The organism is Nitrosospira sp. Nsp11 (assembly GCF_900142705.1).
GTDB lineage: Bacteria > Pseudomonadota > Gammaproteobacteria > Burkholderiales > Nitrosomonadaceae > Nitrosospira.
This window is the reverse complement of sequence record NZ_FRBV01000016.1, coordinates 1-16954: the sequence shown is the minus strand read 5'-3', so window position 1 is coordinate 16954 and position 16954 is coordinate 1. Positions and strand designations below refer to the sequence as shown.

18 protein-coding genes are annotated in these 16954 nt (G+C 52.3%); 6 read left to right on the top strand and 12 right to left on the bottom strand.

Annotation, left to right across the window (positions count from 1 at the left end; all coding sequences use genetic code 11):
• Positions 1-57 precede the first annotated feature (57 nt).
• Together BUA28_RS13600 and gloA are read left to right on the top strand one after the other, a co-directional pair.
• Complete coding sequence (locus BUA28_RS13600) at positions 58-210, top strand: rubredoxin (RefSeq protein ID WP_371128874.1); 153 nt, start codon at positions 58-60, stop codon at positions 208-210.
• On the top strand, positions 211-600 hold the full coding sequence (gene gloA / locus BUA28_RS13595) for a lactoylglutathione lyase (protein WP_072768660.1): 390 nt from the start codon (positions 211-213) through the stop codon (positions 598-600). It begins immediately after the preceding gene.
• A gap of 83 nt (positions 601-683) precedes the next feature.
• Here gloA and BUA28_RS13590 read toward each other — a convergent pair whose 3' ends face one another.
• The 10 genes from BUA28_RS13590 to purM form a co-directional block, all read right to left on the bottom strand.
• Positions 684-980, bottom strand: coding sequence for a hypothetical protein (locus BUA28_RS13590; protein ID WP_072768659.1), 297 nt, complete (start codon positions 978-980; stop codon positions 684-686).
• A gap of 91 nt (positions 981-1071) precedes the next feature.
• Positions 1072-1323 (bottom strand): hypothetical protein, encoded by a 252-nt coding sequence (locus tag BUA28_RS13585; protein WP_072768658.1) that lies wholly within the window; start codon positions 1321-1323, stop codon positions 1072-1074.
• A gap of 434 nt (positions 1324-1757) precedes the next feature.
• On the bottom strand, positions 1758-3677 hold the full coding sequence (locus BUA28_RS13580) for an Lnb N-terminal periplasmic domain-containing protein (protein ID WP_256598333.1): 1920 nt from the start codon (positions 3675-3677) through the stop codon (positions 1758-1760).
• 72 nt (positions 3678-3749) lie between these two features.
• Positions 3750-4259 (bottom strand): DUF3015 domain-containing protein, encoded by a 510-nt coding sequence (locus BUA28_RS13575; protein ID WP_072768656.1) that lies wholly within the window; start codon positions 4257-4259, stop codon positions 3750-3752.
• Positions 4260-4479: 220 nt separating this feature from the next.
• Positions 4480-5754 carry a mechanosensitive ion channel family protein gene (locus BUA28_RS13570; RefSeq protein ID WP_072768655.1) on the bottom strand — a complete coding sequence of 425 codons (1275 nt, stop codon included), beginning with the start codon at positions 5752-5754 and terminating at the stop codon, positions 4480-4482.
• A gap of 21 nt (positions 5755-5775) precedes the next feature.
• Positions 5776-6372: a phospholipase D family nuclease gene (locus tag BUA28_RS13565; RefSeq protein WP_072768654.1), complete on the bottom strand. Its 597-nt coding sequence runs from the start codon at positions 6370-6372 to the stop codon at positions 5776-5778.
• Positions 6369-7634, bottom strand: a complete 1266-nt coding sequence (locus tag BUA28_RS13560) for an RsmB/NOP family class I SAM-dependent RNA methyltransferase (RefSeq protein ID WP_072768653.1) — start codon at positions 7632-7634, stop codon at positions 6369-6371. The genes BUA28_RS13565 and BUA28_RS13560 overlap by 4 nt, the downstream gene beginning before the upstream one ends.
• A 122-nt stretch (positions 7635-7756) precedes the next feature.
• The gene (locus BUA28_RS13555; RefSeq protein WP_072768652.1) at positions 7757-8515 is read right to left on the bottom strand and encodes a DUF3108 domain-containing protein; all 759 of its coding nucleotides are present in this window, start codon (positions 8513-8515) and stop codon (positions 7757-7759) included.
• A complete protein-coding gene (gene purN, locus BUA28_RS13550) occupies positions 8512-9150 on the bottom strand; it encodes a phosphoribosylglycinamide formyltransferase (RefSeq protein ID WP_072768696.1) in 639 nt (212 codons plus the stop codon). The genes BUA28_RS13555 and purN overlap by 4 nt, the downstream gene beginning before the upstream one ends.
• A gap of 45 nt (positions 9151-9195) precedes the next feature.
• On the bottom strand, positions 9196-10260 hold the full coding sequence (gene purM, locus BUA28_RS13545) for a phosphoribosylformylglycinamidine cyclo-ligase (protein WP_072768651.1): 1065 nt from the start codon (positions 10258-10260) through the stop codon (positions 9196-9198).
• Between the two features lie 160 nt (positions 10261-10420).
• Between purM and hda the strand changes: the two genes are divergently transcribed.
• From hda to BUA28_RS13525, 4 genes are all read left to right on the top strand, one after another.
• Positions 10421-11104, top strand: coding sequence for a DnaA regulatory inactivator Hda (gene hda, locus BUA28_RS13540; protein WP_072768650.1), 684 nt, complete (start codon positions 10421-10423; stop codon positions 11102-11104).
• Positions 11101-11763 carry a histidinol-phosphatase gene (locus BUA28_RS13535; RefSeq protein WP_072768649.1) on the top strand — a complete coding sequence of 221 codons (663 nt, stop codon included), beginning with the start codon at positions 11101-11103 and terminating at the stop codon, positions 11761-11763. The genes hda and BUA28_RS13535 overlap by 4 nt, the downstream gene beginning before the upstream one ends.
• Positions 11764-11914: 151 nt before the next feature.
• The gene (locus tag BUA28_RS13530; RefSeq protein ID WP_143148531.1) at positions 11915-12892 is read left to right on the top strand and encodes a FecCD family ABC transporter permease; all 978 of its coding nucleotides are present in this window, start codon (positions 11915-11917) and stop codon (positions 12890-12892) included.
• A complete protein-coding gene (locus BUA28_RS13525) occupies positions 12889-13758 on the top strand; it encodes a 4'-phosphopantetheinyl transferase family protein (protein ID WP_083570030.1) in 870 nt (289 codons plus the stop codon). The genes BUA28_RS13530 and BUA28_RS13525 overlap by 4 nt, the downstream gene beginning before the upstream one ends.
• Positions 13759-13788: 30 nt before the next feature.
• Here BUA28_RS13525 and BUA28_RS13520 read toward each other — a convergent pair whose 3' ends face one another.
• Positions 13789-14424: a class I SAM-dependent methyltransferase gene (locus BUA28_RS13520; protein WP_072768647.1), complete on the bottom strand. Its 636-nt coding sequence runs from the start codon at positions 14422-14424 to the stop codon at positions 13789-13791.
• 103 nt (positions 14425-14527) lie between these two features.
• Positions 14528-16954: non-ribosomal peptide synthetase (locus tag BUA28_RS13515; RefSeq protein ID WP_143148529.1), on the bottom strand; the 2427-nt coding region annotated here is incomplete at its 5' end.

Below are 16954 nucleotides of genomic sequence, written 5' to 3'. Positions count from 1 at the left end.
CTCAAATTACTCTTACTCATCATGCCTACTACCGAAACTCTGGTTTACCGCTGTTACATGTGTCTCATTTGCGGATACGTATACGACGAAGCCGAGGGCTCGCCCCAAGAAGGCATTCCTCCGGGAACCCGGTGGGAAGACGTACCGATGAATTGGACATGTCCGGAATGCGCTGCGCGCAAGGAGGATTTTGAGATGGTGGAAATTTAAATGCGTATTCTTCATACGATGCTGCGCGTGGGCGATCTGGAAAAATCCATCGCTTTTTACACCGATGTGCTGGGGATGAAGATGCTGCGCCGGAAGGATTATCCCGAAGGAAAATTTACCCTGGCATTTGTCGGTTATCAGGATGAGGCGAATGGCGCCGTCCTGGAGCTGACTCATAACTGGGATGTGAAAAAATACGATCTGGGCACCGGCTATGGCCATATCGCCATAGAAGTGGATAACGCTTATGACGCTTGCGAAGAAGTGAGGAAGCGCGGCGGTAAAATTACACGTGAGGCCGGGCCGATGAAGCATGGCGCCACGGTGATTGCATTCGTGGAAGACCCGGACGGCTACAAGATCGAGTTGATACAGAAAAAGGTGGTGTAGGCCGTATTATTGGCGGCACCTGCCGGATGTCAGCAAAAAATGGCGCTTGAATGAATGGTCGGCTTTTGTCGGCTTAGGCGCAGTCAAGGAATGTCATCATCCTGTTTTTCCTGCCATGTGAGATATAACACGGCAATCGCGATGATCGCGACGGGCAGGATAACGTAAAAGCCCAGTGCATAACCCGCCCCTTCGCCGTGATCATGAGAGGGTGATGTGCTTATTATCTTGTAGCCGTGCAGCAGGCTGACCATGAGGACCAGAACAAAACCCGCCAGGCGGCGGTTCTGAATCAAGACCCGTCCAATCATCCGGTTAAGCAGGTTCGCGGCGTAGTAGCCAACGAAGTAGACCGCGACGTAGAAGATCAAAGCACCCATCAGCGCCTCTGGATTTCCAATTTACCAAGTCATTAACCGTTGCTGCCCTTCGCTGGCTTGTCTTCAATACTTGAAGCGTGACCGATAACAGCTACTTTCCACCGTCCACGGTCCCGGCTGAGTAATCCCGGTCGCTCTTTTTATTTTCAGCGTCCATTTTCTTTCCGGTCCTTTTACTATTGGCTTCGGGTTGCTGCTCTGTTTTTTTTCCGCCGCGGCTTTTTGCTTCATCCGCTGAAATAATTTTTGCCGCCTTGGACCAAGGAAATTCCTGAGCCTCCCTTTGTGCGAAAACCTGCGTGGAAAATAGCGCGAAGAATAAGATTAGCGTAGTTGTCTTCATGAGTTCTAATGTGTAATAAACAGAATGAGTCCTGGAATAAATTATTTCGGTGCGTCGGCAGCGGTTGGAGCGAAAGTAGTGGTTCCAAGCGCTTCCTCTACAAGTCATTGATATCGCGTTATGTTATCTAAAATCCATTTCCATATCAAGGAGGTGCGGCTCTGATGTAGAGAGAAAATAAACAGCCTGGTCTGTAGCAAATGATCTGGCCGGTTCATATTCCCTGGTCAATTTTTCGCTGCGATTCTTCAAGTCCGAAAGGCTGCTGGCTAGCCCGGATGTTTCATAAATTGACGCGTGCCCTTGCTGGTCTTTTGTTTCGTATAAAAATTTCGTTCAGTCGGGCGTATGAATAACTACGCCACTCTTTCACAAAATCTCCCTACGAAACAAAATCCTGCGCAATCATTACGCGAATTTATGAAATATCCGGGCTAGAAGAAATAATTGGCCGAAAAAATTCCTTCATTGTTATGGTCATAGCGATTCAATTCGATTCTTAGATCAAGATCCCGGGATAGTGCATAGCGGGTAATGAAATGCGCAGTGAAAAAACGTTTGCTTTCACCAAGGACAAAAATTTGATAACTGCCGGCAAGTTTGATTCTCAAATTTTCGGTTACGTCGTAATACATTCCTACTTCCGCATCGCCACCCAAACGAAATTTTTGTTTCAAATGCTCAGAAAACTCCGTTTTCAGATCGGCAAAGGAATATAACAGCAAGGGTGAAAAAAAATCCGGTCGATAGGAAATACCCCTTCCGTATGTGCCTTTGACGGAATTGCAGTAGTTACAGTTGCGGTCTCTTAGTGTGTCGACCTCCAGATCTAAACGCCAGGAAGGTTTGGTAAATAAGGCATCATAGGGATTAAGCGCCGTAATAGAAAGAATTTTTGCCTGATCCAGTCGCACCCGGTCGGACTCCAGGTAATACCGAAGCTTGAAGTCCAAAAAAATGATTTCCGAGTTTTTATCATATCCCACATCCTTGGCCATTAAATCGTGATAAACCGGACGGTAAGCGAATTCCAGGAAAGGCTCACGCGCATTGTGCCCGATCCCTAATCGAAATCGATCCGTGCCGTGACCATGGTCCGGGCGGCTCGAAAAGCGTGTGATGGTATCTGCTAGCCCATTAGTAGTAGCCGGCAGGCGGCTTCTCGCCAGCAAAACGGAACGTGGAATTTTTATGTTCCCGGTACTCTTTTCCTGCATGCTTTGATACTGCAAGTAGTCCATGTAAGCGTTTAATACAAGTGCTTGTGATGGAGCGGAAAGGCTCTTGAAGGCAGGGTTTTCCGGGGATATTTCTCCTTTGACCATACGTCGCAATATCCGCTTTTCATCATCGACCATCCTGAGTCTCTTATGATTCATCTGGCTGAGCACTGACGGCCGATATACCACCTGCTTTACCAGTCCGTCCTGTGCCATCAGGGTTTTTACCGTATCGGTCGGGATCACACTGAAAGAAAATGGATCTTTTAATCGAAGATCAGGATTGGCAACCTCCAGCAGGGAGAGCACATGGTATGAGCAGTTCTCCTGGAAATAAAAATAGTCAAAATATGTTCCACCTAATTCCCACAGGTGCAGAAGCATCATGTTCAGCTGATCCTGGGTAAATTTGAGTTCATACTCCCAAAGATCCCGGCTTTCCAAATTATTGTATTCCTGCACCTTGGTGTAATAAGGGAAAATCGCGAAGCGGCCAGGAAAGGAACCTATTAAACCTTTGAGCGCGTATAGAAACGCATTTTCCGTGTCCGGAACCGCGGCATAGTTTGCACCATAGTTCATCAAGTTATTACCGCTACCCGTTCTCCGGCTATCAATGCGTAGCAGGGTATGTCCAAACATGGAGGCTGGATTGTCCATGAAATAAGACGCGAACACTAACGTTGCCCCGACCGGGTCTAGCGCCTTCATCCAGCGGTCAAGTCGGTCGCATGCTTGTATTTCGAGGCGATTGGGGTCGAATGCTAATTGCTGATTCAACCATTTGAAGCGGGCGGGGAAGTTACACTGCGGATGCTCTTTGCCTTTCGTAATCTCGGTCAGTGGCACGAAGAAGCTTGAGAGAGTGGCCAGTAGCTCTGATGTCGGATCAATTTTCCCTTGTGGAGAATTGAAAAACTCCATGCCGTCGGCTTCACTGGTCATGCCGCGAAAAAGTCTCTTGTCGTACTTTAAAAGCAGGTGCCAGAGACGTTCATCGGCAAGCTTTTTTTGTTTGGCTTGCTGTTGCAATTCAGCCAGATAATCAGCAGTGACTTTGTGTTGGGAATGAGCCGTTACAGGAAGGAAGCAAAACCAGAAAAATAACCCGACTACCAGGTAAATAGGTTGCACGAAGGAATCATTGGAGTGATAACAATATAGAAACGGATACAGGTTTTCACCTGTACCCGTTTCTGATTTTTTTTAATTCAATGCGGATAGCTTGATATCACACGATTTTGCAAGTGTAGGATGGCGAGTTAATTGGTTTTCGAGCTGGCTCAGTAATTCTGTCGAGTTTGCTTGATCACTCGCAACCAGACTATCGAATTTCGCTTGAACCATTGCGCCAAATTCTTGATGGCTCGCTGCGGGACATTGATATAAATTGGCTAAAGTGGACAGATTTTCACCTTTACCTTGCGCCATTTCTTTAACCAAACTGGTGTAGTTCTCTTGTGCAAACACTTCACGTTCCTTGTTCATGCTTATCAAGCCATGATCACCGCAATTTGAAGTTCCGGATGTAATTCCAAAAGTCTGGTTTCCGAACGTTGAATTGGTTGTTGAAGCAAAAACCTGCGACGCACCCGGTTTTGGTCCCATGAGCTCCGACCCTAGCCCACAACCTGCTGCACCATAGCCAGCCGCGAAAACAGAAACAGGAAGTAAAAATAGAGAAGCTGCTACTGCAATCCGACTATATCGTCCCATAATACTCTCTCCATTAAGAAGTTGACTATCATCCAAACCCAGATAAAAAGCACTGAATTTCTAGCTAAACGACAGGAAATGTTCTAGGAAAAATAAGGTCTTTTCCGCTAAAACGTATTGAATTTACTGAAGGCCTTTCTTGTTGTCAAATACTATATTTATAATTGCGTAGCATACATACTCTTGGGCGTGTTGCCAGGTGAGTGCCCTGCATTCATCCTCATCGCGCTTTCGGGAGAGGAGGCTGCAGTGGCAGGAACGGAATCTCGATGCTGTGTTTCTGAAATTCAGACCAGATTTCAATGTTGAGGCCGGAGCGTAGCCGAAGCGCGCCACCTTCTGGATTCTCTACCCACACGAACAGTTCCAGATTGATTCCGCCAGGGGCGAATTCCTTCAAAAATACAGCTGGCTCCGGATTGGTCAATATTTGTTGCCGCTTTTTAGCGGCGTCCAGCATGATGTCCATCGCGACCTCGACGGAGCTTGTGTAGCTGATCTGGAATGGCAGGATCAGTCGTAATCGGGGATCCGAAAAATTCTGACTGATAACCGTTGAAGTAATGAAGGTATCGTTGGGAATGAGGGCCTCGGTTCCATCGTCGCTCTTGAGCACCACATACCGGGTCGTGAGTGAGGTGACTTCGCCCTTGCGGTCATCTACTGTAACGATATCGCCAATATGCAGTGAATGATCCAGAAGAATGATGAAACCGCTTATGTAGTTGCTGGCGATTTTCTGTAAACCCAATCCGAGCCCGACGCCAAGCGCGCCCCCGAACACGGACAAAACAGTGATATCTACACCGACCAATGGCAGCGCGATCAGCACGCCCACAAGTATCAGTACCGTCCGGCTGATTTTCGACAGAATCACGCGTTGATTGATATCCAACGCTTGGGCATCCATGATGCGTACCTCAAGCGAACTGGCGAGCCAGAGCGCTACCAGCATGCTGACTGTGAATGCGAGGATGCCTTGTACGAACAGCAATACAGAAAGGCGCTGTTTGCCGATGTGGAACGAAATATCATCGAGAAATATCAGGATCTCCGGCAGAAGACCCGTTACATGGAGCGCCAGTCCAATCCATACCGTCCAGCCGATAAATCGCTCCCATGGGTGCAGCCATTCCTGGCCTGAAAAAACTCTGCGCAGCATATAAACGGCTGCGCGAATCAGCGCGAGCGCAAATAACAACGGGACGACAATGTTGAGTAGATGAGTCGAATACCAATGACTCAACGCCCACCTGCCGAAAACGACCAGGACAAGCGCGAAGAGAGGGAACAGGAGGCGGCCCATGCTGCGCGCGCTGATATTCAGCGTGCGGGCGCTTACCTGTGGAGCGATGCGGATCATCGCATGCCGCCGCAACCACCAGGAAAGCCCCAGACCTCCAGTCAGCACGGCAATCTGCCATAGGACGCTGACTTCCTGCGCGCCGGAGATCAGATCGCGTAACAAATTCTGGAACTCATTATTGGATTGCATGAGACAGGGCGGTAGCGGGTCCTACCGGTAAGGCTGAGAGTGCTTGTAGTGACGATGCCAGTTTTGGAGGTAAAGATCAGTGAGTGCGGCATTGCCGCGTATCAACAGCACATTCTCCGCGTTCCTGTACTGTGCCGCGTGGGTGAAATTGAAGCTGCCGGTAATCAGGGTTGCGTCAGGACTGTCCGCGTCGATCACTATGACTTTGTTATGTGCGCTGGTGTGATCGGAGTCCGTAAAAACCGGCACGCCCTCACCCGCAATCTTCGAAATCAGGCTGGTAGGGATTCGATGGGTTTGATCCTTGTCAGCAATTACTTTGACTTCCACGCCGCGGCGCTTCGCTGCAATTAATGCGTCGGCGATCTTGCGATGGGTAAAACTGAACGTCTGCACCAGCACTTGATGATGTGCGGTATCGATAGCGTCGGCAATAAGCTTGCCGGCGTCATCTCCTGGGGTAAACGCCGCTTGTACCGTGCCTGAGGCGGGAAGAGCAATAGGAGGTTTATGGCCATGACCGGAAGTGGGTTCGAACCCTGCTGCATGAGGCGCAGCAAAAAGAATCGCCAGATAGCCGGCGACGGAAAGAGTGGCGCAATGGCGTAGCGATGTCATGCTTCACCCTTCGCCAATTCCAGCGCAGCGGCAAAAAAACCATCCGTACGGTGCAGGCCGGGGGACAGTTGCAGGAATGCGCCGGTGTCGAGGGGAATTTTTTGTTGTATCAATAGCTCGGCGCAATTCAACTGCATGAACCGGGGGTGGGTGCTTAAAAATTTATCGACGATCTCCTGATTCTCCTCCGGCAAGAAACTGCAGGTCGCATATACCAGCCTGCCGCCGGGCTTGAGCAGATTGGCGGCGGACGCCAGAATGGCTGCCTGCTTGCGCTTGAGCTCTTCAATGCTCTGCGGTGATTGTCGCCATTTCAAATCCGGATTACGACGCAACGTCCCAAGGCCGCTGCAAGGGGCATCCACCAGTACCCGGTCGATCTTTCCCGTCAGACGTTTCACCTTGATATCATTTTCATTAGTGATAAGCTGGGGATACAGATTGGACAAACCGGAACGCTTGAGGCGTGGTTTAAGGTTATTCAGCCGCTTTTCAGAATTATCCAGCGCATAGATGCGTCCTTGCGAACGCATCAGGGCGCCCAGCATCAGCGATTTGCCTCCGGCGCCCGCACAGAAATCGACCACCATGTCGCGGCGCTTCGGCCCGAGCAGATAGCCCAGCAACTGGCTGCCTTCGTCCTGGATCTCTACTTTGCCGGTGACGAATAGTTCGTGGCGATTGATAGCGGGCTTCCCGGCAAGGCGGATACCGATGGGCGAATAAGGCGTCGCGCTACCTTCAATTCCGTCTTTGCTCAGTACTGCAAGAACCTCATCGCGACTCGCAAGCAGCGTATTGACGCGTAGATCGAGGGGCGCCGCTTGTTGCAGCGACCGCCCCAGATCAAGTATCTCGCTATCGCTCATGAAATTGCGCAGCTTTTCCATCAACCAGACCGGGAACTCAGCCTGGACGTCAAGTGGCTGCGCTTCCAGCGATACCGACTTGATTCCCGTGAGCAACTTTGCTTCCGTTTCGCTAACGAGCGATATCAGCTCGCGCATATTCAAACCTTGGAATCTTGCCAGATAAGCAAGCAGCAACGAACGGGGAGTGGCAATGTTAACCGCGCTCTCGATAAAAAACCGGTGGCGCAAAATGCCAAATACCGTTTCCGCGACAAATGCGCGGTCGTTTACGCCAAGTGTCGGATTCTCTCGGAAGAAATGCCGCAATATCGAATCTGCAGGGTGTTCCAGCGGAAGCACGGCGCGCAATGCAGCGGCGGCCATGTCCAGATGAGCAGGGGTAAGACGCATCTATTGTCGATCACAGGGGGAAGCAAGGAGAGAAGGATGCGCGGCCACATGGGCGCGCGCTCGTAAAAACAACAAGCTGACAGGACCGTATTAGCTGATATTGATTACCTGCCGTTTTGCAATCAGCGCAGGCGTCCCTGTTTAAAACTGTCGGACATTTTGTCCGCGTAGCTTATGTTGGTAACCATCTGATCCGTAACAACGCCCATTTTCTCAGCCGCAACGATGCGCACCGGCAACATGTGATGGTCAACGGCAAGCCAGATTTTCTTGTCGCGCTGGCCTTCGTTTTCCAGCCGCTTTGTCAGCACGATGGTTTCCAGTTTACCCATCGGCGTGTCCAGCGTTTCTTTTCCAACCGCATAGTGGGCCAATTCGAGGTGCTTGCCATCGGTTTCATGGAGATCGATCACCTTGCCTGGCACGGCGGAAACAGGGGAGAACATGAAGCTGTAGAGCACGCTCAGCTTGTCCTGAGCGTCGGCAGGCAAGGCCTTTTGCTCTTCTCCGCGTTTATGTTGAAGGGTCAGCAGCTTTTTATCCCAATCGAAGATTGCTATTTTGGGTATCTTCTTGCCGTGCTGGTCCGAAAAACGTCCGGGACGCAACGCCCCCTGCGCGGTGATGATCCCCGCGCTATCACGCACCACGCTTTCGGGCTGTGTCAGCGCCAGTAGCCCTTTAGCACGGGATTCACTATTGATCTCATAGCTACGTTTACCACTTTCCTGCCTGATTTTCAAAGTATCGTTCACTTCGCCTTCGAGTGCGCCAGACGTTATCGAATAGCTGATATCGACTTGGGCGGGGACCTCAGCGGCACAAGCGGAGAACACCGAAAAACTAAAGCCCCACAGCAACGCAATGGATAAATATTTCATTTGTATAATTCCGGTGAGTATAGAACTGAGTTGTTGATTCCGGCATTGCTCACTTCAACATGATTATCGGAGAGCTTCAGCCGGTCTTCCATGAACCACCGTACGGCTTCGGGGTAAATGCAATGTTCCTGTTCCAGTACCCGTGCCGCAAGAGTTTCCTCGGTATCGTCCGGTAATATCTGAACTGCGGCCTGGACGATTATTGGACCGCGATCCATCTGGGAGGTGACGAAATGTACCGTACAGCCATGTATCTTTACACCTTCCTGCAACGCCTGCCTGTGGCTATGGAGGCCCGGAAAAGCAGGCAGCAATGATGGATGAACATTCATTAGCCTTCCCCGATAGCGGTTGACGAAATTATCTCCCAGAATTCGCATAAAGCCCGCGAGTACTATCAGATCGGGCTCATAAGCGTCAATTGCGTCGGCCAGTGCGGCGTCAAACGCCGGGCGTTCGGGATAGGACCGTTGATCCAGTACTCTGGTTTCACAACCATGCATTTTTGCAATTTCCAGTCCCGGTGCATCGGGCCTGTTGCTGATGACTGCAGCGATCCTGGCCGGCAGCGCTGCTTCGATCAGCGCTTGCATGTTGCTGCCCCGACCGGAAATGAGGATCACGAGAGATTTCATAATTTCGGCAGCGGGACCCGGCTTATTCTTTACACGCACTGCCGATTACTCGATGATTGTTTGCGCTTCATCTGCCTGGCGCTGCCGAATCGTACCTATATGCCACACAGTCTCGCCCGCAGATCGCAAAAGCCGCATTGCAGTATCGGCAAATTCCGGCGCCACTACCAGCGCCATGCCAATGCCGCAGTTGAACACACGCTGCATTTCCTGTTCGTTCACATTGCCTTGCAGCCGCAGCCAGTGGAAAAGCGGAGGCATGTCCCATGCATCGTGTTTCAATATCGCCGTGAGGCCTTTCGGCAGGACCCGCGGGATGTTTTCCGTCAAACCGCCGCCTGTGATATGTGCCATGCCTTTGACCGGCAGATGCTTCATCAGTTCGAGCAACGGTTTTACATAAATGCGCGTCGGCGCCATGATGACATCAATTAACGCTTTACCGTGGAAATCCGCTGACAAGTCCGTATTATTTTTTTCGATAATCTTGCGGATCAGCGAATAGCCGTTGGAATGTGCGCCGCTGGAAGCAAGTCCCAATACCGCATCACCTTCCCGAATGGTCAAGCCGGTTATAATCTGGTCTTTCTCGACGGCGCCTACCGCAAAGCCGGCAAGATCGTATTCCCCCTCCGGGTACATGCCCGGCATTTCGGCCGTCTCGCCGCCAATCAAGGCGCATCCTGCCTGTTCACAGCCCTTTGCAATGCCTTTTACAACGCGGGTGGCTGTTTCCACGTCCAGTTTGCCGCACGCGAAATAGTCCAGGAAGAACAACGGTTCCGCGCCTTGCACCAGAATGTCGTTTACACTCATTGCCACCAGGTCGATACCGATACTGTCGTGCTGGCCGGATTGGAATGCAAGCTTCAACTTGGTACCCACGCCATCGGTGCCCGATACCAGCACCGGGTTACGATATTTTTTTGAAATCTCGAACAATGCCCCGAAGCCGCCTATGCCGGCGAGCACTTCCGGACGCATGGTACACTTGGCATAGGGCTTGATATTCTCCACCAGGCGGTCGCCTGCGTTGATGTCCACGCCTGCGTCTTGGTAGGATAGATGGATAGAGTCAGGATTGGGGTTTTCGAAATTGGATGACGTCAAGTTGAGTTCTCGCCTTGTTGCAGATAGAGTGCAATTTTCAAAATGGCGATTTTACCGTAAATGGTCACGAGAGTCGCTGCTTCGTGTATGACTTCGACATGTCATGGTCAACCGTCAATATATGACCAACAACTCATGGGCAACAATTTTATACCCGTAAATGAAGCAACTGCTGCTGGATATCGCCCCGTCGCCGCCGCCCACGCTGACTAATTTCGTGCCGGGAAGCAATATAGAACTATTGCAGACCCTGGGCAATGTTATTGCTGGATCGGAGCGTGAGCGTTTTATTTATTTATGGGGCGGAGCCGGGTGCGGGAAAAGCCATTTGCTGCTGGCGATAGCGGGGATACATATGCGCAATAAAGTGAATACGGCATATTTCGCCTGTGACGCAAATACCAGTTTCGCCGCAGGCAGCGAAGCCAGTTGTGTAGTGGTGGATGACGTGGACCGGCTCAATGCTGAGGCGCAAATCGGCTTGTTTAATCTCTATAATCATATTCGCGACGAGGGTCACGCGTTTCTTCTGGTGAGTGGCACGGTCGCGCCGGCGCAATTGAAACTGAAATTACGCGAAGATCTTGTCACGCGCCTGGGATGGGGTTTAGTGTATCAAGTTCATGAATTGACCGACGAGGAAAAAATAAAAGCGATGAAAAGCCATGCTACCAGCCGCGGACTGGATTTGTCCCAAGAGGTGTGCGACTACCTGCTCCGGCATGAACGGCGCGACTTGCCGTCTTTGATGGCTACCCTTGACGCGCTGGACAGTTATTCGCTGGCCAGCCAGCGTAAAGTCACGGTTCCGCTGGTGCGTGAATTATTGCAGGCAGCGTCATGAATCTGGCGCTATTTGACCTCGACAATACGCTTCTGGCCGGTGATAGCGATTTCCAATGGGCGCAATTCCTGATTGAGCAGCGCGTGCTCGACCGTGAAGTGTACGAAGCACAAAATGTCGAATTCTACGAGCAATATAAATCTGGAACGCTGGATATACACGCGTTTCTGGACTTTCAGCTGAAGCCGTTATCGCGTCATCCCCGGAGCCAGCTTGATGCCTGGCACAGCGAATTCATGAAGGAAAGAATTCTGCCGCTGATAACGCCGGACGCGCGGAAATTGATTAACAAGCATATGATCGGCAAGGATCTATGCGTCATCATCACGGCCACCAATCGATTTGTAACCGCCCCGATCGCGCAGGAACTGGGAATAAGCAATCTGATCGCCACGGAGGCGGAGCAGCGGGATGGTGAATACACGGGCCGCGTTTCGGGCGTGCCCTGTTTCAGGGAAGGCAAGATAGCGCGGCTGGAAAGCTGGCTGGATGAACATAATCTGACATGGCTATCGTTTCTGGAAAGCTGGTTTTACAGCGATTCATTGAACGACCTTCCGCTACTCAACAAGGTTACCCACCCGGTCGCGGTGGATCCCGATGCAACCCTCAAGGCTCATGCGGAAAAAAAAGGATGGCCCATCATCAGCCTGCGATAACTTGAATAATGGTTCAGGAACGTTACGCCCGGGCCGCAATGTAGCAATGGTAGTAGTAATAGCAGAAAACACGACAAAGCTTTCTTATTGACTCGATTATTGACTCGAGGTCTGGGGTGCTGATCGTTCGCAAATTGGCCTGAGCGCCCGAGTGAGTTCCGTCAAACATCCTTTATTGCTGCTGATTTTCTTCTTTCTGCTGGGCCTTGGCAGTCTGTTTACCGGACTGCTGTTCGGCAGCGTGGATATCCCGATCCCCGGCATTATCGATGTCCTGTTGTCGCCAGTCGATAGCATCCCTCACCAGATCATCTGGCAGTTGCGCTTGCCGCGTGTTTCGGCCGCATTTGCCTGTGGCGGCCTGCTGGCCCTGGCGGGCGCGCTATTGCAGGTTCTGCTGCGTAACCCGCTGGCTGATCCTTATATTCTGGGCGTATCGGGTGGGGCGGCGGTCGGCGCGCTCCTTGCGATGCTGCTGGGATGGGGGCTCGTCTTGACGAATCTGGCGTCGCTGGCTGGTGCACTGACGGCGATTGCCATTGTGTTTGGCTTGAGTTTTCGTGTCGGCGACTGGAATCTTTACCGGTTGCTCCTGACAGGGGTGGTACTGTCCGCTGGCTGTACGGCGCTGACTACCTTGATCCTGACGCTGGCGCCTGCCCGCGATATAAAAGGCATGCTGTTCTGGTTGATGGGCGACATTTCGCGCGCTGAAGAGTTGGCGCCCGCATGGGCCATGCTTATCATTGTAACGGCTTTGAGCATGCTTTTTTCCGGCAGCCTCAACGTTCTGAGTCTCGGCCAGATGAAGGCGAAAACGCTGGGTGTGGCGGTACTGCCACTGCAGATCGGCATCTACTTTTGCGCCTCATTGGCGACCGTATCCGCGCTGATGGTGGCGGGCGCCATCGGATTTGTCGGTCTGATCGTGCCGCACGCCGTGCGCTTGCTGGGCGTTAACGATTTTCGCTGGCTGCTGCCCTTGTCGGTGCTCTCCGGAGGCAGTTTTCTCACATTGGCCGATACCCTGGCTCGTACGTTGTGGGCGCCGCAGCAATTGCCCGTGGGCGTACTGACGGCATTGCTGGGCGTACCGATGCTGTTGATGTTACTGTCGAGAAAGCATTGATCGTTTCGACTCTATCTCAAACGGAGGCGCCATTTGATGAACCTGTTCCAGTATTGCGCGTTACCTACCAGGGGATGAATTCTGCAAGTTCGGTATCAACCCCAGAACTACCCCTTGAGTTGCTGCCCACTGAATTGCCTGTAGGGACAGTCCACCTCTGGTATATGTCCGTCGCGGACACCACGATTCCGTTCGATCATCATCTATCCGTTCTCGACGAGGAAGAGCGGCACCGGGCAAATCGGTTCCATCTCGATCACGATCGGGTTCGATTCGTCCTGGGACGTGCTTCTCTGCGTTGCTTGTTGGCGCAATACACGGATTCCGAGCCTGCTCTCATCCGATTCAAGCAGAACCAATACGGTAAACCATTTCTCCAATATCCGCCCAGTCCTGTCCAGTTCAATGTAACGCATTCCGGCAACTACATACTCCACGCGATCGCGCACGAAGCCGAGGTTGGGGTGGACGTTGAAGTCATCCGCGATTCTGCTGGACTTGCATCAATTTCTTCATATTTTGCTGCCGGCGAACAAGACTGGCTATCGGCGACGGATTCTCAGGCGTGGAATAGTGCATTCTTCACACTATGGGTTTGCAAGGAGGCTTACATAAAGGCGCTTGGCCGAGGGCTTTCAAAGTCGTTGAACAGCTTCGAAATCAGTCTCCCGATGGGAAAAGAAGGAATGGAGCCAAGGGTTCTCTTCGACTCCGATGACGCTGCTGCCCCGGCCTCATGGCGGCTGATGATTTTTGAGCCCGATCGGGATACGCTGGGCTGTCTTGCCGTTAACCGCGCCTGTAAAATAGTCGAGTTGCGTCAATACGGCTCAGGCACGTTGTTGCGGCGGATATCCCTGGTGTAAGAGAAAGCTCTGAGTCAGACTGTCGCGGACTCAACCAGTCCGCACGAAGCACTGAATATAGGCGTCTCCGGTGTCGCTTTTGACATAATCGGTAGTTGCGTATGACGCATAGGACCGACGCTCCACGACGATGCGATCGAAGTGATGGACGAACTGCCAACGTAGTACCGGCCGCGTGGAGAAACAGGGGATGAAAACGCCCCCTCGCCGCAGGGCGCGCGTAACCGCAGGCATGACTTCCGCCCATAGCCCCTCATCGTCCCACAATGTCACGGGAACAAGGTAGGGATCGAAAAAAATGCCGTCGAGGCTCTCCGGTTCGATCTCATGGATATATTCAAAAAAATCCGCGTGAACGATCTCCAGCGCTGGCGGCAGCGACGGATTTCGCTCGCGGAAGAGTTCTATCACCTGGGGAAATTTTTCGATTACGGTATGATGCCGCGTGGCTGGGTTGCCTGCGATGCGTAGTGCCGAGATGCCCAGCCCCAGGCCCACCTCCAGGAACTGCGAGCCATATTTGCAGAGAATGTCCGCCGATTCCCACATCAACGCCGTTTCCCACCCTTGCATCGCCTGACCGTCTTCGATGAGGAGAGTGACTTCATCCCCATCCCCTTCTATGAGCTTTATTTCCGGGTTTTCTATCTGCTGTATCGCGTTCATTGTGCTTTCTCCTCAAAATGCATCATCCTGAATTTGCCCCGTAGCGAGCTAACCAGAAAGGTGAAGCTTACGGGGTACGAAAAATCCTTTTCAGTGATAGTGCCTAGCTAACAAATGAGTGGTCAGCTGCCGGATTCAGGATCATGTCATTGGCGGCAAAGCGATCCAGCAGCGCCTTGAGTTCTTTGGAAAACACAGGCTCTCCGAGCGCGGAAACTTTTGCCCGATGACGCCAGCGCGGTAGTGGCTCGATCTTTGGCAAAGATGTATTTTCCGTCTGCGCTTTCGTCACCACTGAGGCCAGATCGGCGATAGTGGGGGTCTCAAAAATCTGTTGCAGCGGAACTTCTACACCGAATTCGTCGCGTAACCGTGATATTACCTGGGTTGCCAGGAGGGAGTGCCCTCCCAGGGTGAAGAAATTGTCGCTAATACCGATGTGTCCGATTCCCAGTATCTGCTCCCAAATCGCCACAAGCTTTGCCTCAGCAGGCGCATGAGGCAAAACAAGCCCGTGGTCCCGTATTTCTGGCACCGGCAGCGCCAGCCGATTGATCTTGCCGCTGGGTGTTGTGGGCAACTCTTCAAGTATAACGAATAATGACGGCACCATATAATCGGGCAACCGAGGAGCGAGATGCCGGCGCAGGTCTCCGTCGGTTGGTGGTTGGCCCAAATTCGTCGAATCCGCCGTGTTCGCCCAACCTGTCGAGACATACGCGACCAGCCGCCAATCGCCAGCGTATTCCTGCGCGATGACCACCGCTTGTTTTACATCAGGAAATTGGAGGAGGTGGTTTTCGATCTCGCCCGGTTCGATGCGATAGCCACGAATTTTCACCTGAAAATCCCGCCGCCCGATGAACTCGATGCTGTCATCCGGAAGCCGGCGTCCGAGATCGCCCGTGCGGTAAATTCGCCGTCCTCCGCTCTTCGATGGAAATGCTGCAATACTATCCTGCCGCCAATAACCCATGGCGACGAAGAGACCGCGCAGCACAATTTCCCCTGGGCAGTAGACATCCGCAGGCTGTCCGGCATCATTCAGCAACAGAACCTCGATGTCATCAACCGGGTAACCGATGGGTACGGCGTCGCGCACAAGCATCGTTTTACTATTTTCGATGAAGCATTGCAGCACCATCGTCGCCTCCGTGAGGCCGTAACCATTGACCAGCAGGCAATCCGGGGGAAAGTGCGCACGGAAAGAATCAACATCGCGCCGGTACACGGCCTCACCCCCAAGGACGACAAGACGGATTTTTTCCAGATGCTCCATTCCCGTCAGTGTATTGACAAGATGGCGAAATATAGTCGGGGCCGAATGAAAAACCGTAATCTCCTGTTCTACGAGACAATCGACGAGTGCCGCGATGCCATGCTCCCGCACAGAAACCGGATAAACCGCAGCGCCGTTGAGCAGGGCGCCGAAGATGTCCTGAACAGCAGCGTCAACGCCGTATGAAGAGACAAAGGTCAGCCGGTCATCAGCGCATAAATGCAGATTGTTACTGTAGTTCCGGACTTGGGCCAAGACATTGCGGTGAGTCTGCACGACGCCTTTTGGTTCTCCTGTGGATCCTGAGGTGTAGAGAATATAGGCAATGCGATCAGGCGAGATGGCTGGCGGGGGATCGGCATCGAAGCGCTCGTTCTCGGCAAATCGAATCACCTGCGCCTGCTCCGTGGAAAAGTCTTCGATATCTGTCAGGACGGCGGCTGCCGTGGAATCGGCTATAAGCCTGTTAATTCGGGGCAGAGGATGAGCAGGGTCGAGCGGGACATACGTCTTGCCTGCCTTTAGCACTCCAAGCATCGCCGCGATCGTGGATGCGCCATGGCGGAAAAACAGGGCGACCCGCTCCTCACCATCTCCGCGCACGGCGAGAATGGCATTGGCGACTCGATTGGAAAGCCTCTCCAGTTGTGTATAAGTCCACTGCTCATTTTTAGTCTTGACCGCGGTGTTATCAGGATAACGCGTTGCCTGCTCCCGAAAACGGCTTCCTATCGATTGTTCGATCGCCTGCCCAGAGAACGTTATAAATGGATTCCTGGGTGTAACAACGTTTTTTCCTGAAGGTATCTGACGGGTGGGGCGCAATTGCGCGAGCGGCACGTCGGGGTCGGCGGGGATTGCTTCCAGGAGATTGGTAAAGTGGTCTAGCATGTATCTGACGGTATCGGGCTCAAAAAGATCGCGTGCATAGACTGCATGGAGCCGGATGTTCCGATCGTACTCGATGGCATAGAGGGTGAGGTCGAATTTTGCTGATTCCTCATCGGAGTCGAAATCAGCCGCTGCATCGAGTTCAGTATTCTCATCGTCAGGTTCGTCAGGCATGCGTCCATCGATATTGAGCAGGTTGAACATCACCTGAAAGAGCGGCGCCTGGCTCAGATGTCGTGCTGGGGCGAGCCTGGCCACCAGCATCTCGAAGGGGAGATCCTGATGCGCGTACGCCTCGGTTGCCACCCTGCGCACGCGCTCGAGCAGCGCGGTAAATGACGGATCGCCCGACAGGTCCAG

Coding starts and splice junctions, on each gene's coding strand:
- BUA28_RS13600 (WP_371128874.1), top strand. CDS start 58: ATGTGTCTCATTTGCGGATACGTATACGACGAAGCCGAGGGCTCGCCC.
- gloA (WP_072768660.1), top strand. CDS start 211: ATGCGTATTCTTCATACGATGCTGCGCGTGGGCGATCTGGAAAAATCC.
- BUA28_RS13590 (WP_072768659.1), bottom strand. CDS start 980: ATGGGTGCTTTGATCTTCTACGTCGCGGTCTACTTCGTTGGCTACTAC.
- BUA28_RS13585 (WP_072768658.1), bottom strand. CDS start 1,323: ATGAAGACAACTACGCTAATCTTATTCTTCGCGCTATTTTCCACGCAG.
- BUA28_RS13575 (WP_072768656.1), bottom strand. CDS start 4,259: ATGGGACGATATAGTCGGATTGCAGTAGCAGCTTCTCTATTTTTACTT.
- BUA28_RS13570 (WP_072768655.1), bottom strand. CDS start 5,754: ATGCAATCCAATAATGAGTTCCAGAATTTGTTACGCGATCTGATCTCC.
- BUA28_RS13565 (WP_072768654.1), bottom strand. CDS start 6,372: ATGACATCGCTACGCCATTGCGCCACTCTTTCCGTCGCCGGCTATCTG.
- BUA28_RS13560 (WP_072768653.1), bottom strand. CDS start 7,634: ATGCGTCTTACCCCTGCTCATCTGGACATGGCCGCCGCTGCATTGCGC.
- BUA28_RS13555 (WP_072768652.1), bottom strand. CDS start 8,515: ATGAAATATTTATCCATTGCGTTGCTGTGGGGCTTTAGTTTTTCGGTG.
- purN (WP_072768696.1), bottom strand. CDS start 9,150: ATGAAATCTCTCGTGATCCTCATTTCCGGTCGGGGCAGCAACATGCAA.
- hda (WP_072768650.1), top strand. CDS start 10,421: ATGAAGCAACTGCTGCTGGATATCGCCCCGTCGCCGCCGCCCACGCTG.
- BUA28_RS13535 (WP_072768649.1), top strand. CDS start 11,101: ATGAATCTGGCGCTATTTGACCTCGACAATACGCTTCTGGCCGGTGAT.
- BUA28_RS13520 (WP_072768647.1), bottom strand. CDS start 14,424: ATGAACGCGATACAGCAGATAGAAAACCCGGAAATAAAGCTCATAGAA.